The 14,143-nt window shown below is 68.7% G+C and carries 11 protein-coding genes; 7 read left to right on the top strand and 4 right to left on the bottom strand.

Features of this window, described 5'->3' with window-relative positions:
* Positions 1-74: 74 nt before the first annotated feature.
* Positions 75-869: an NAD-dependent epimerase/dehydratase family protein gene (locus ACWEJ6_RS39925; protein WP_452430691.1), complete on the bottom strand. Its 795-nt coding sequence runs from the start codon at positions 867-869 to the stop codon at positions 75-77.
* Between the two features lie 135 nt (positions 870-1,004).
* On the opposite strand from ACWEJ6_RS39925, the gene ACWEJ6_RS39920 reads away from it, so the two are divergent.
* The 5 genes from ACWEJ6_RS39920 (at position 1,005) to ACWEJ6_RS39900 (ending at position 5,854) form a co-directional block, all read left to right on the top strand.
* Positions 1,005-2,312: a sugar ABC transporter substrate-binding protein gene (locus tag ACWEJ6_RS39920; RefSeq protein ID WP_452430689.1), complete on the top strand. Its 1,308-nt coding sequence runs from the start codon at positions 1,005-1,007 to the stop codon at positions 2,310-2,312.
* Positions 2,309-3,235, top strand: coding sequence for a carbohydrate ABC transporter permease (locus ACWEJ6_RS39915; RefSeq protein ID WP_452430687.1), 927 nt, complete (start codon positions 2,309-2,311; stop codon positions 3,233-3,235). Before ACWEJ6_RS39920 ends, ACWEJ6_RS39915 begins: the two co-directional genes overlap by 4 nt.
* Positions 3,232-4,092 carry a carbohydrate ABC transporter permease gene (locus ACWEJ6_RS39910; RefSeq protein WP_452430685.1) on the top strand — a complete coding sequence of 287 codons (861 nt, stop codon included), beginning with the start codon at positions 3,232-3,234 and terminating at the stop codon, positions 4,090-4,092. Before ACWEJ6_RS39915 ends, ACWEJ6_RS39910 begins: the two co-directional genes overlap by 4 nt.
* 66 nt (positions 4,093-4,158) lie before the next feature.
* Positions 4,159-4,920, top strand: coding sequence for an IclR family transcriptional regulator (locus ACWEJ6_RS39905; protein ID WP_387672242.1), 762 nt, complete (start codon positions 4,159-4,161; stop codon positions 4,918-4,920).
* A 25-nt stretch (positions 4,921-4,945) separates the two neighbouring features.
* On the top strand, positions 4,946-5,854 hold the full coding sequence (locus ACWEJ6_RS39900; protein ID WP_452430682.1) for a 5-dehydro-4-deoxyglucarate dehydratase: 909 nt from the start codon (positions 4,946-4,948) through the stop codon (positions 5,852-5,854).
* A 60-nt stretch (positions 5,855-5,914) separates the two neighbouring features.
* On the opposite strand, the gene ACWEJ6_RS39895 is transcribed toward ACWEJ6_RS39900, so the two are convergent.
* A complete protein-coding gene (locus tag ACWEJ6_RS39895) occupies positions 5,915-7,387 on the bottom strand; it encodes an aldehyde dehydrogenase (NADP(+)) (RefSeq protein WP_452430680.1) in 1,473 nt (490 codons plus the stop codon).
* 107 nt (positions 7,388-7,494) lie between these two features.
* On the opposite strand from ACWEJ6_RS39895, the gene ACWEJ6_RS39890 reads away from it, so the two are divergent.
* Positions 7,495-8,751, top strand: coding sequence for a glucarate dehydratase family protein (locus tag ACWEJ6_RS39890; RefSeq protein ID WP_452430678.1), 1,257 nt, complete (start codon positions 7,495-7,497; stop codon positions 8,749-8,751).
* Positions 8,752-9,343: 592 nt separating this feature from the next.
* Here the strand turns inward: ACWEJ6_RS39890 and ACWEJ6_RS39885 are convergent.
* Positions 9,344-10,018: a hypothetical protein gene (locus ACWEJ6_RS39885; RefSeq protein ID WP_452430676.1), complete on the bottom strand. Its 675-nt coding sequence runs from the start codon at positions 10,016-10,018 to the stop codon at positions 9,344-9,346.
* A gap of 181 nt (positions 10,019-10,199) precedes the next feature.
* Between ACWEJ6_RS39885 and ACWEJ6_RS39880 the strand changes: the two genes are divergently transcribed.
* The gene (locus ACWEJ6_RS39880) at positions 10,200-10,655 is read left to right on the top strand and encodes a hypothetical protein (RefSeq protein WP_452430674.1); all 456 of its coding nucleotides are present in this window, start codon (positions 10,200-10,202) and stop codon (positions 10,653-10,655) included.
* Between the two features lie 790 nt (positions 10,656-11,445).
* Here the strand turns inward: ACWEJ6_RS39880 and ACWEJ6_RS39875 are convergent.
* Positions 11,446-11,943, bottom strand: a complete 498-nt coding sequence (locus ACWEJ6_RS39875) for a DUF402 domain-containing protein (protein ID WP_452430671.1) — start codon at positions 11,941-11,943, stop codon at positions 11,446-11,448.
* Between the last annotated feature and the right edge of the window lie 2,200 nt (positions 11,944-14,143).

Below are 14,143 nucleotides of genomic sequence, written 5' to 3'. Positions count from 1 at the left end.
TCCTTGCAAACGGTTGCCAGAGCCAAGCCTTGACCTTCGGCGGTCCCGGCGTCAAGGTTTCTGCAACCGTTTGCCTACCAGGAGCCGCCGAGTTCGTTGAGCGTGAACATCCCGCCGGCGCGGTCGTGCACCGGGTCCGACAGATCAGGCTCGCCCTGTTCGGCGACGAGGGCGGCGGCCTGGGGCTCGGAGTCGTCGCGGGGCTCGTAGCCGAGGCGGCGGGCCTCCTCCAGCGACCACCACCGGCGGGCGTTGCCCGAGACGCCCCAGACGACGTGGTAGCCCGGCGCGACCAGCGCGGCCTCCACCAGGCGGGCGAGGTCGCCGGGCGAGATCCAGGTGGCCAGGCCGCGGGTGTCGGCCGAGCCCTCGTTGCAGGTGCCGAGCCTGATCACGGTCACGTTCATGCCGAACCGGTCGTGGTACAGGCTGCCCAGGGCCTCCATGACGACCTTGCTGACGCCGTAGAAGGTGTCGGGCCGCGGGAAGGCGTAGTCGGGCAGGTCGGAGCCGTCCCGTGGCCTGGTGTGGAAGCCGGCCGCGTGGTGGCTGCCCATGAGCACCAGGTGCCGGACGCCCTCGTTCCTGGCGGCCTCCAGGAGGACCTGGGTGCCGTTGACGTTGGCGTGCACGATGTCCTCCCACGGGTGCTCGCGGCTCTGGCCGCCCAGGTGGAGGACGGCGTCCACGCCCTTCATGGCCTCGGCCACGGCCGCGCGGTCGGCCAGGTCGGCGCCCGCCCATTCCTCGTCCGGGCCCGGCTCGACCGGCCGGAGGTCGGAGAGCCGCAGCGTACGGCCTGGACGGGCGAGCCGCGGACGGAGCAGCGTGCCGACTTTTCCCGCGGCGCCGGTCATCAGAATGCGCATGCCCACCGTTGTACACAATCCTGATTCAAATTCACATACTTGAATATTGACCGCCTTGTCGCGCGATAGTTACCGTCACAGGAACAAGTTCATGCACACGACACGTGTCCACGTATGTGAACGGGAGGCGGTCTGATGTCACGCCGTTTGCTGGGGGCCGCGCTCGTCGCGGCCCTGGCCGCAACGCTGACGGGCTGCGGTTCCGGGGGATCGAGCAGGAACGACACGCTGGAGATCTGGATCAGGCAACCGCCCGACTCCGATTCCGCGAAGACGGCGGTGAAACTCGCCGACGCCTTCACCAAGGCCACCGGGGTCAGGACCAAAGTCGTCGCGCTCTTCGACGACTTCGAGACGAAACTCAACCAGCAGGCCGCCCAGAAGGCGCTTCCCGACATCGTCATCAACGACACCGCCCAACTCGGCAACATGCATTCGCAGGGCTGGCTGCAGGAGGTCGACAAGGGCCGGCTGGCCGGCGGCGACCAGCTCTCCGACCTGGCCTGGAAGGCGGCCACCGGCTCCGACGGAAAGTTCTACGGCGCGCCCTTCTCCGCACAGGCCTTCGCCCTGATCGTGCGCAAGGACTGGCGGGAGAAGGTCGGCATGCGTCCGCCGGCGACCTGGGCCGACCTGGCCGCGCTCGCGCGTGCCTTCACCGAGAAGGACCCGGACGGCGACGGGCAGCAGGACACCGCGGGCTTCGTGATCCCGGCCGGCACCAAGCGCGGCTACGCCTCCTGGTACGCCTCCTCCCTCGTCTACGCCAACGGCGGCGACTTCGTGAAGCCCACCGGACCCGGCAAGTTCGCCGCGATGACGGACGACCCCAGGACCGTCGAGGCCGTCCAGTTCCTCCAGGACCAGTTCTGCAAGAGCAAGACGGTCAACCCGGGCGCGGTGAGCAACGACACCACCGTCACGCACGAGGTGTTCGAGAAGGGGCAGGGCGGCATCTACCTGGTCGGGCCGTACGTGCTGGCCCGGTTCGTCAAGAGCGTCGGGACCGACAGGATCGAGGTGCTGCCGGTGCCCAAGGGCCCGTCCGGCGGCCCCGGCACCCTCGGCGAGGGCGAGAACGTCTACCTCATGGTCGGCTCGGACCTGGCCGACGCCCAGAAGAAGTTCGCCGAGTTCGCGATCTCCCCCGAAGGCCAGCGGATCGGCATGAACAAGGACGCCAACGGCGCCATCGTCCGCCTGCCCGTGAACAAGGGCGTCGACCTGGCCGCCGAGCGGCAGGACCCGCGCTGGAAGGTGTTCCAGGAGTCCTACGAGCACGCCGTCTACGCGCCGCCGGTGCCCAACTGGGCGCCCATCCGGCAGGACTCGGCCGACGTCATCAACACCGTGTGGGCCGACTGCGGCGCCGACGTGAAGGCCAAGATGGCCGAGCTGACCGCCAGGCTCAACCAGGAACTGCGGAGCCAGAAAGCGTCATGACCGCGACCGTCACGGGGACGCCGGCCACGACGGCCGCCCCGCGCCGCCGCGCCGGGCGGGCGCGGCGGCGCGGAACGCTGGTCGCCTGGCTGTTCCTCGCGCCCGCCCTGCTGCTGTTCCTCTACTTCAAGTTCATCCCGATGGCCCTCGGCCTGTGGAAGAGCTTCAACAAGGTCCAGTACGCCTCCGACGAATGGGTCGGACTCGGCAACTACCGCACGATCATCGCCGACGACGCGTTCGTCTCGGCCGCCTGGCACAGTCTCGTGCTGGCGCTCGGCACCACGGTCGGCTCGCTCCTGCTCGGGCTCGTACTCGCGCTGCTCATCGAGGGGCCCGCCCGCTACCTGTGGTTCGTCAGGACCGCGGCCTTCCTCCCGGTCGTCACCACGATGGCGGCGGTCGCCGAGGTGTGGCGGATCATGTTCCATCCGGGCGACACCGGCCTGCTCAACGTCGTCATCGGCTGGGTGGGCGTCGATCCGCAGCCGTGGCTGGGCAGCGAGGACTCGTCGCTCTGGTCGATCATGATGATGAGCGTCTGGCGCGGGACGCCGTACGACATGATGATCTTCCTGGCCGGTCTGGTCGGCGTGGACCGCAGCCTGTACGAGGCCGCCGCCGTCGACGGCGCCGCCACCCGGCACCGGCTGCGGCACATCACGTTGCCGGCGTTGCGGCCGGTGTTCTGGATCCTGTTCACGCTGGCCGCCATCCGCGGGCTGCGGGTGTTCGTCGAGGTCTACGTCCTGACCAACGGCGGCCCCAACGGCTCGTCGGAGGTGCTGATGACGCTGATCTACAAGCTCGGCTTCCAGAAGAACGAGCTGGGGGTGGCCGCTGCGGGCGGGATCGTGCTCTTCCTGGCCACGCTGGCGCTCACCCTGGTCGTGCAGGCGCTGCGCAGGAGGCAGGCGACATGAGGTTCGACAGCGCCCTGGGCCTGGAGGCGCGCAAGGGGCCGGCGGCCACCCTCGGGAAGGTCGTGCTCCACTCGGCGATGGTCCTGGTCTTCACCGGGCCGCTGGTGGGGCTGCTGGTCAGCGCGTTCAGCAGGACGCTCGACCCGACGTCCTTCTCGTTGTGGCCGGACGACCTCACGCTGGAGAACTTCGTCCAGGCCGGGGAGAAGAACGTCTACCTGTACCTGGTCAACTCCTTCGTCGTCGTGGGGTTCGGGCTGCTGCTGCAACTGCTGGTGAGCGTGTTCGCGGCGTACTCGCTGGCGCGCAAGCGGTTCCGCGGCATGACCGTCGTGATGCTGCTCATGCTGGCCACGATGATGCTGCCCGAGGAGATCATCGCGATCCCGCTGTCGCTCGTCCTCGCCGACCTGCCCGTCCTGCACCTCAACCTGATCGGCACGTACGCCGGGATGATCCTGCCCGTCGGCGCCTGGGGCTTCTCGATCCTGGTCATGACGGAGTTCATGAAGGAGGTGCCGGTCGAGCTGGAGGAGGCGGCCCGCATCGACGGCGCGGGCGAGCTGCGCGTCTTCGCGACGATCATCGTGCCGCTGTGCCGGCCGGCGCTCGGCGTGATCGGCGTCTTCGGCTTCACCATGATCTGGGACCAGTACCTGCTGCCGCTGATCGTCTCGACGGACTCCAGCACCTGGACCCTGCCCATCGCCCTGCGCTCGCTCCGCTCCGACGAGGAGGTCGGCATCGGCGTGCTGCTCGCGGCCTCGCTGCTGGCGCTGCTGCCGTCGATCATCGTGTTCCTGGCGTTCCAGCGGCAGTTCATGCGGGGTCTGACAAGTGGCGCGATCAAGGGTTGATGTCCATGTATCTGGACGGGATCCCATATCCTGACACCCTGAAGCCGCCGCCGAGATGGGACGAGCATGGAGCCACAGCTGGTCAAGTCCGCCGAGCGGACCGTACGCATCCTGGAGACCCTGGCGGAGTCCGCCGCCCCCATGACGCTGTCGGAGCTCCAGCGGCGCACCGGCTTCCCGCGCAGCAGCCTCCATGCCCTCATGCGCACCCTCGTCGAACTCAACTGGGTCGAGACCGACACGACCAGGTCGGCGTTCGGGATCGGGCCGCACGCCCTGCTGACCGGCACCGCCTACCTCGACAAGGACCCGGCCCTGCGCTTCGCCCAGGAGACCCTGGAGGACCTGCGCGACGAGATCGGCCAGACCGTGCACTTCGCCCGCAGGGACGAGGCCCACGTCCTCTACCTGGCCACCCGCGAGTCGCGCGAGGCCGGTCACGTGATCCCCAGGGTGGGCCGGCGGCTGCCCGCCCACGTCACCGCGCTCGGCCAGGTGCTGCTCGCCCAGCTCACCGACGACGAGGTCGTGGCACTGCTGCCCGACCCGCTGCCGGCGCTGACCGAGCACACCATCACCGACCTGACCAAGCTGACCGGCGAGCTCGACCAGGTCCGCACCCGCGGCTGGGCCCTCGAACGCGAGCAGGGCACCCCCGGCGTGGCCTGCGTGGCCGTGGCGGTCGACTACCGCATCCCGGCCACCGACGCGATCAGCTGCTCGATGCCGGCCGGGTCGCCGCCCGCCGAGATCGAGCGCGTCACCGAAGCGGTGATCAAGCACACCCGCAAGCTGGCTGCCACTCTGCGCAGGGAGGGCATCCGCTAGACCCCCTCGTTGGAAGGACTGCCGAATGCGGCTGGATGGTGTTCTCTTCTTTCCCGTGACCCCCTTCGACGGCGACGGCGCCGTCTCTGCGCCGGTGCTGGCCGAGCACGTCTCCGCCGGGGTCGCGGCCGGGGCGGGAGCAGTGTTCGCCGCCTGCGGCACCGGTGAGTACAACGCCCTCGACCTCGCCGACTACGCCGAGGTCATGGCCACGTCGGTGGCGGCCACGGGCGGGCGCGTGCCGGTGTTCGGCGGGGCGGGCGGGCCGCTGCCCACCGCCAGGGCCACCGCACGGGCCGCCGCCGACAGCGGCGCCGACGGGTTGCTGCTGCTGCCGCCCTACCTGGTCAGCGCGCCGCCCGCGGGGCTCGTTCGGTACGTGCGGGAGGTGGCGGCGGCCACCGACCTGCCGGTCGTCATCTACCAGCGGGGGAACGCGCGCTTCTCCCCCGCCGCCGTGGCCGAGCTCGCCGCCCTGCCGAACGTGATCGGCTTCAAGGACGGGCTGGGCGACCTCGACCTGCTCCAGCGCATCATCCTGACCGTCCGGGCGGCCGCGCCCGCCGGAGAGTTCACGTTCTTCAACGGACTGCCCACCGCCGAGCTGACCGTGCCCGCCTACCGGGGGCTCGGGGTGAGCCTGTACTCCAGCGCCGTGTTCGCCTTCGCGCCCGAGATCGCGCTCGCCTTCCACCAGGCGGTGACCCGCGGGGACGACCTGCTCGTGCAGCGGCTGCTCACCGGGTTCTACCTGCCGCTGGTGGAGCTGCGGGACCTGGTGCCGGGGTACGCGGTCTCGCTGGTCAAGGCAGGCGTGCGGATGCGGGGGCTGGACGTCGGCGGCGTCCGCGCCCCCCTGACGGACCCGGCCCCCGACCACCTGGCCACCCTGCGGCGCCTCATCGCGAGGGGCCTCGAACTGGCCACGCCCTGACCCGCTCCTGGCTTCGAGAAGCGCCTGGCGGGCCCGCGTTCCAAGGCCGTGGGCGGCCTGTCACGCCGTCCGCGGGCGGCCGTCCACCCGGCGCGGGATCCCGAGGGGGTTGGCGTCCTTGAGCTCGTCCGGGAGCAGCGCCTCCGGCCAGTCCTGGTACGCGACCGGCGCCACCCACCGCCCGATCGCCGTCGCCCCCACCGACGTGTACGCCGACGTCGACGCGGGCCACGGCCCACCGTGGTGCATCGCCCAGCAGACCGCCACCCCGGTCGGCCATCCGTTCCAGATCAGCCGCCCCGCCTTCCGGCCGAGCACCTCGACGATCGCCTCGGCCTCGTCCGGATCACCGCCGTGAACGGTCGCCGTGAGCGACCCCTCCAGCCGCTCCAGCACCCTCCTCAGCTCGGAAACCTCCCGATAAGTCACTACAACTGCCGCCGGTCCGAAGCACTCCTCCGCGATCCCCGGCAGGCGCTCGCCGAACGACTCCAGATCGGTCGTGAACACCTTGGGCGCCACCGCCCAGGCCCCCTCCCCCGGCTTCCCCTCCGCCAGCAGGGTCAGCTCGCCGAGCCGGCCAAGCCCGCCCAGATATCCGTCCCTGATCCGCTCGGCCAGCATGGGGCCGCCGCTCGCGCCCTCCACCGCCGCGACCAGCGCCTTGCGCAACTCGTCGTCCTCGGGCACGAACACGAGCCCCGGGTTCGTGCAGAACTGCCCGACCCCCAGCGTCAGCGACGCCGCGAACCCGCTCGCCACCTCCTGCGCCGGCGCCGACGGCAGCACGACCACGGGGTTGACGCTGCCCAGCTCGCCGTAGAAGGGGATGGGCGTCTCCCGCTCGTCGATCAGCTTCTGGATCGCCTTGCCGCCCGCCACCGACCCGGTGAACCCGGCCGCGACCACCCGCGGGTGGCGTACCAGGTCGGCGCCCGCCTGCATCCCCTGCACCAGCCCGAGCAGGTCCGGATAGGGCAGGGCGTTCCGTACGATCTTCGCCACCCGCTCGGACGTGTGCGGATGCCCCGGATGCGCCTTGACCACCACGGCACACCCCGCGGCCAGCGCCGAGGCGGTGTCCCCGCCGGCCACCGAGAACGCGAACGGGAAGTTGCTCGCCGCGAACACCGCGACGACCCCGGGCAGCGGATGGTTCATCCGCCGCACGTCCGGCCGCGGCGGCGTGAGCGCCGGGTCCGCGTGGTCGATGACGGCCTCCAGGTAGCCGCCGTCTCTGACGACCTGGGCGAACAGCCGGAACTGCCCGGCCGTACGCGCCACCTCGCCCCGCAGCCGTGCCTCTCCGAGCGCGGTCTCCCGGTCGGCGAGTTGCCACAGTTCGTCCACGTGCGCGGTGAGCGCGTCGGCGACGGCCTCCAGCGCCCCCGCCCGCTCGTCGGCCGGGGTGGCGCGCCACGCGGCCCCGGCCGCCGTCGCCGCGGAGACGATCAAGTCGACCCCGGCGCCGTCGGTCTCGGGCAGGCCGCCGCCCACGGTCTCACCGGTCCTGGGGTCGTATCCGTAGATCATCGAGTGGCCCTTCGGAGTCTTGACACTTTCTCGGCTCGATTCTTACAGTTGCGGCAACCTGTCCACAAATCTGGCTATTGTTCACATATATGGACGGCGGTTCTGAAATGATTATCCGGCAGATCCACGTCACCCCCGTCGCCTTCCGGGACCCGCCCCTCCTCAACGCCGCCGGCGTGCACGAGCCGTGGGCCCTGCGGACCATCGTCGAGATCGTCACGGACGAGGGCATCTCCGGACTGGGCGAGACCTACGGCGACCTCGGCCACCTCACCAAGGTCCGCGAGTGCGCGCAGGTCCTGCTCGGGCTCGACGTCCACGCGACCAACGAGATGTACGCGCGCATCGCGGCCACCGTCGGCGACGTCGTCACCGACCTGCACGGACTGACCGGCGTCGCCACCAAGGAGAAGAGCGTCGACCGGGTCTTCTCCCCCTTCGAGGTGGCCTGCCTGGACATCCGCGGCAAAGCGGCCGGCGTGCCCGTCGTGGACCTGCTCGGCGGGCGCGTCCGCGACGCCGTCCCCTACAGCGCGTACCTGTTCTACAAGTGGGCGGGCCACCCCGGCGCGGACCCCGACCGGTTCGGCCCGGCCCTCGACGAGGCGGCCCTGGTGGCGCAGGCCACCCTCCTGATCAAGGAGCACGGCTTCTCCTCGATCAAGCTGAAGGGCGGCGTCCTGCCGCCCGACCAGGAGATCGCCGGCATCCGCGCCCTGCACGAGGCGTTCCCCGGCGTCCCCCTCCGCCTGGACCCCAACGCCGCCTGGACCGTCGAGACGTCCATCCGCGTCGGCCGCGAACTCGACGGCGCCCTCCAGTACCTGGAGGACCCCACGCCGGGCATCGCGGGCATGGCCGAGGTGGCCAGGGCCGTCCCGATGCCGCTCGCCACGAACATGTGCGTCGTCACCCCCGCACACCTGCCGCCCGCCATCGCCGCCGGCGCGATCGGCGTGCTCCTGCTGGACCACCACTACTGGGGCGGCCTCGTACGATCCGCACACGTCGCCACCCTCTGCGACACCTTCGGCCTGGACCTGTCGATGCACTCCAACTCCCACCTCGGCATCAGCCTGGCCGCGATGACCCACCTGGCCGCCGCCACCCCGAACCTGACCTTCGCCTGCGACACCCACACCCCCTGGCAGGACGGCCAGGACGTGGTGCTCCCCGGCAGCCTGCGCTTCGTCGACGGCGCCGTACCGGTGCCCACCGGCCCGGGCCTCGGCGTCGAACTGGACCGCGACGCGCTGGCGGTCATGCACGAGCAGTACGAGACCTGCGGCCTCCGCGCCCGCGACGACACGGCCTACATGCGGCGCATCGAACCTTCCTTCTCCGCGAGGATCCCCCGCTGGTGAACGTCGCCTACGTCTACCCCTGGGACGTCGTCGGCGACCCGGCCGCCCCCGCCCGCCTGGCCGAGCTGGGCGTCGGCACGATCGCCCTGGCCGCCGGCTACCACTCCACCCGCGCCGCCACGCCGTACCACCCGGCACACCGCGTCCTGGACGTCCCCCATCCCGCCTTCTACCTGCCGATCCGCCCCCACGCCTGGTCCCGCCTGGTCCCCGCCGCGCCCACCTGGACCCCGCCGGACGCCTACCTCCAGGCCCAGACGGCCCTGCGGCAGGCCGGCCTGAAGGTCCACGCCTGGGTCGTCCTCACGCACAACTCCTACCTCGGAAGCCGGTTCCCCGAGATGGTCGTGCGCAACGCCTTCGGCGACCCGTACCCGTACGCGCTCTGCCCTGCCCATGAGGACGTCCTGGCGTACTGCGAGACCCTCGTCACGGAGATCCTCACCCTCGCCGAACCGGACGGCCTGATCCTGGAGGCGTGTGGGCCGATGGGGTTCGGGCATCAGGGCGTGCACGAGAAGACGTCCGGCGCCGACTGGACCCCCACCGACGCCGCCCTCCTCTCGTTGTGCTTCTGCACCGCCTGCGCTCCTCAATACCCCCCGGAAACCGCCGCACAAGTCCGCACCACCATCGACACCGGCAGGCCGTCCTCCACCACCGTCCCCCTCCCAACCACCCCCCCACCCGCCTCAACCAACCCCGCCGTTGCCTCCGAAACCCCGACCACCGCCCCTTCGACTGCCGACACCTCAACCAACTCCACCGCGACCTCTTCTCCCCCAACCGCCTCCACCGCGACCTCTTTGTCCCCAACCGCCTCCACCGCGGCCACACGCACGACAGGCGCGCCGCCCGCAGCTCCAAGCAGCGCACAGGCCGTCGCCCGAGCCCCCCACCCCCCGAAATCCCCCTCCACAGGCCCCGGCACCCCGCTCCTGGGCACCCCACCCCCGTGGCCCTCGGCCGCGGAGACCCCAACTCCAGGGCCCCCAGCCTCAAAGACGTCAGCCTCGGAGACACCAGCTTCCGGTCGGCCAACCTCAGAAACCCCGCCCTCAGAGGCCCCCACTTCAGAAACCCAAGCCTCAAAGACCCCCGCCTCACGGCTCCTCACCTCAGAGACCCCACCCTCACGGACCCTCACCTCAGAGACCCCACCCTCACGGCTCCTCACCTCAGAGACCCCACCCTCACGGCTCCTCACCTCAGAGACCCCACCCTCACGGACCCTCACCTCAGAGACCCCACCCTCACGGACCCTCACCTCAGAGAACCGAGCCCCAGAAGCCCGAGGTTCGGTGCCCCGAGCGTCAGGGGACCCAGCGCCAGGCACCCGGGGTGTAGCGGCCGAAAGCGCTGCTCGGTCATTTCCAAACACCACAGTCCGCACCCCCACCGCCTCGGACACCACCGGCCATCCCACCCCCCACCACCCCATCGACACGATGGACCTCGCCCTCGGCCCCCTCGCCGACGAGGTAAGAGCAACCCGGGTGAGACTGTCAGCCTCCCTCCGCCGCCGCCTCATCTCAGCCGCCCGGCGAACAGCGCCGAACATCCCCATCACGCTGCACGCCGACCCGAACCCATGGGCTACCGGCGCCTTCGCCGCCCTCCCCTCGGGCGACCCGAACCTGAACGTCCTCGTGGGCAACTGCTGGGGCGACACCCGCACCGACGCCGCCCGCCTCACAGCCCTGGCGAACCTCTGCACGCCCGGCCAACGAGTAGGCGCCTACGTCCTGACCCTCCCACCCCGCCCCGCCGACGCAGCCGCCCTGGCCGAACAACTGAAGATGTACGCCGATGCCGGCGCCACAGAATTCCACCTCTACCACGCAGGCCTGGCGTCCCCCCATCGCCTCTCCGCCATCGCAACCGCGCTCCGCCTCTTTGAGTAGCCGCACTCCAATGGCCTGCACAGCCCCCAAAGCCCGACCACGAACCACTGACCGATCACCGTTCCGAACCGAGCCAACAGCGGGCCCTGAGCTCCCAAGAGACCACCAACGGTGCAGCCCACAGCGAGCCCCACGCCTCACCACCAACAGGACAGCCGCCGACAACTCACCGAAACACGGACCCATCTGATCAGTAGCGCCGCCCTGCGACCGGCACCTCACACCCTCAGACGAACAGACACCAACCCAGCGGTGCCTCCTCCTCACCCGCAGATGCCTCTGTCGCGAAACGAGCCACCGTCGCAGAGAACAGCGACGCACCAGGCACGCGTCGATCTCCAAGCCCTCGGATTCACACCGGAGAGCTCGCACGAGGTCGCTGATGGCTCGCCGTGCGAGCCGAAGCCCCACGCGACGATCGACCCCGCAGCGTGATCGACCACCTGGCGAAGGTCGCAGACCGCCCTGCCACGATCATCGATTGCCCGCCTTGGCGCAGCAAAGGCGGGCGAACACTCACGTACCAGCGCGAGCGAAGGAAGCCACAACCAGCCGCTCTCCAACAGCACGCCATGACACAGGCAACCCACCGCACCTCAACGGGCGCAAGATTCACACCACAGACCAGGTGCTCCCCCGCCATCCATCACCATCACCGTCCGGAAGCCAAGGTCACCCACCTGACCAGCTCCAGCCACCCACCCGACACCCCAACGCACCCTGCCATGTCGGCCGCCGGCGCAAGCCCTAGCCTGCTGCCCACTCCACCCAGCATCCGGACCGACGGCACTCATTCCATCATCGCAAGCCACTTCACGTGCGCTCCCCCGAACGGCCCTCTACGAGCCCCGACCGCATCCATAAGCCACCGCGCGCTTGCCTCCGCCCCGGCGATCAACTCCGGCGGATACCCCAGCACCACCTGATGCTCGGCGAACTCGTCCTCATCGTCGAGAATGAGCCGCCCATCCCGCTTCCTGATCACGTCGAGATCGAGATCGAACATGGTGACCTCGCCATCTCGCCACTCGGGAACCGTGGTGACATCCACATAGACCTCAGTGCGATGCGGTGCCGCATTGAACGATGCGGTCCACCAGGCATCCCGCGGGAACAGCATGATCGCGTGGTTGTCCCAGGTGATCGCCGGCCCATCCCCCTTGCGGGCAACCGTCCCTCCGGGCACGGCCACCCAAACCCCGTATTGATCATCTCCGAGCACCGTGCCCAGATGGTTCCAGTGCAACGCCCCGCCGTACTTCCGAAACACCACCCGTACATCACTCATAGAACAAATCTACTTTTCGTCGCCCCCCACCACGAGAACCGAGAGGTCACCTCTCTCCTCCCCTCCTCAGTCCGCCCTCTCCCAGCCCCTGAAGCCGCCCCCTCGCCACAGGCTCGGTCCCGCACAGCACATGCCTCAAGCCACTCAACACTCCCCAGAATCGACGGACTTTCCCCTTAACCAACTCCTAGAAGACGAGCCAGCCATCAGCGGCCACTCCCAACTACCCTCTGAGACCCCCTGAGGGACTTGCACTGGAAGCAGAAATACAGCTCGTCCATAACTCCAAGTGCACACCGAGCGCATTCAGACTTCTGACCTGCGAACCACACCGACGAGCGCCCCGTACTCCCAACCGGTCCAGCGCCAGCCCACTCGCGCTACACAAGGCCAGCATTACCTCCGCCGGAAAGTCACCCATTCTAAGCAGTCACGCCCTCATCAGAACAAAGCTCACCACGCCTCACCGGAACCACATCATCCTCAGCCAGCGCACTCCGCCTTTACCCGCCCTCACTTCAAGCAAGCCGGGAGGAACTTCTACAACCGCACACCAGATACCACACAGTGGCAATATCATCTCATCAGACCCCAACAACATCAGCTTGATAAGCTGCGACCTATCGCCCAAAGAACCAGGCATTTTCGCCGTCCCTACCCCCGCTCACACACTTTCAGCCGAAGAACGCTCCAAGGAGCCCCTTACCACTTCCCTCGGATCCCACTTAAATAGTGAGCCGTGGTAACACGTAGCGAGTTGACCGACAAAACATGGGATCAGACCGCCCCCTACTCCCGTCCGCAGCAGGCCCTGGCCGCCCCTGGCGTGGACACCGGCAGGCAGTGAAGGGAATCCTTTGGCGCTTTGAGACCGGATCGACCTAGCGAGAAATCCCAAAACGCTACGACCCCTGGCACACCTGCTACGAACGCCACAAACGCGAGACCGAGGACGGAACATTGGCACGGGTCCTAGCGGAGTCACAAGCCGAAGAAGACTCCCTCCCCCAGAGCATCACCCAGCCACCAAACCCGCACAACGCGAAACTCTCATAAGACTCAAATCCCACTAGACAACCCCTCAAATTCGCAACAATTACACCTAAGGCCGCAAAAAGCACCTGGCCCCACTCGCCCTGAACCGTCCACCTTCGCCGATCCGCCAGCATCAAGATAAGAATTCGCTACCACAACTAGGCCACCGGCTAGTAATCTTCACCCTGAGCAAGCCGAAACAGCGAACAGCTCCACACCCACCTGTTCAAGTAGGACAGATCGATCCGATACCGGATCCCACAGACACCCGCGCGGGCACTTAGAATCCCCCTCCATTTTGCCCGCGCGGGCACCTACCAGTTCCCCATTCCGGCCCGCGCGGGCACCAACCCCTACACCTGTGCCCGCGCGGGCCGTCCCTTTGGGGTCGTGCAATGCCGCACAAAACCCACCATCGATGTTCACACCCAAGCCCCACGAGCGCGTAGGCCCTGCCCCCGCAGTCGATGGGACAGCAGGCGGGCACCAAGCCCCTCCCCCGAAGGGACAACCGCCTCCATCACGACCAAACAGACCCTGTAACCCACCCCAGCATGTCCATCCTCAGTACGCCACCATGCCGCTTGCACCGCCCCCTGCCTGCTGCTCCATCAAGCCATCGGCCAACGACTCCAGCCGCACCTCTCCAAAACTAGGCACGCATTCAAACGCCGCAGCACCCACATCACGCGGCTCCAGCGAAAACCCTCCCGCTGCCCCCCGGCTCCCCTACGCCGGAACACTTTTTCCTTCGACGCCCGTCGATGCCGACACAGTCGACGAACACACCTCCTGGTCGCCCCCACTGCCCATGACTCGGTTGACTCGGTTGACGCGAATCGCCCCAGTACCGCCCCCCCTGAAGCCGAGAACCAAGAGCACCCTCAGCGGCGGAGACGCCGCCCGCGTCTTCGCGGCTTAGCCATGATCGACCCTGATCAGTGCCTACGCCCCGCCTTCGCCTCGCAGAAAACCCGAACCAGCCGAGAATCGATCAAGGACGATTGCCACGCATCCGGCAGACGATGGTTCCCACGGCACCCTGAACCCGCCACCGAAACTCAGGCCGACGGGTGTGTCCAGTTAACGGTGTATCTCGATCTTGATTAGTTATCGGGTCGTTGGGGTCAGGCGGCCGTCGAAGGTGATGGCGAAGGCGTTCAGG

This window comes from Nonomuraea sp. NPDC004702 (assembly GCF_053601695.1).
Note: the sequence above shows the minus strand (reverse complement) of the source record. Positions and strands in the feature narration are given on the sequence as shown.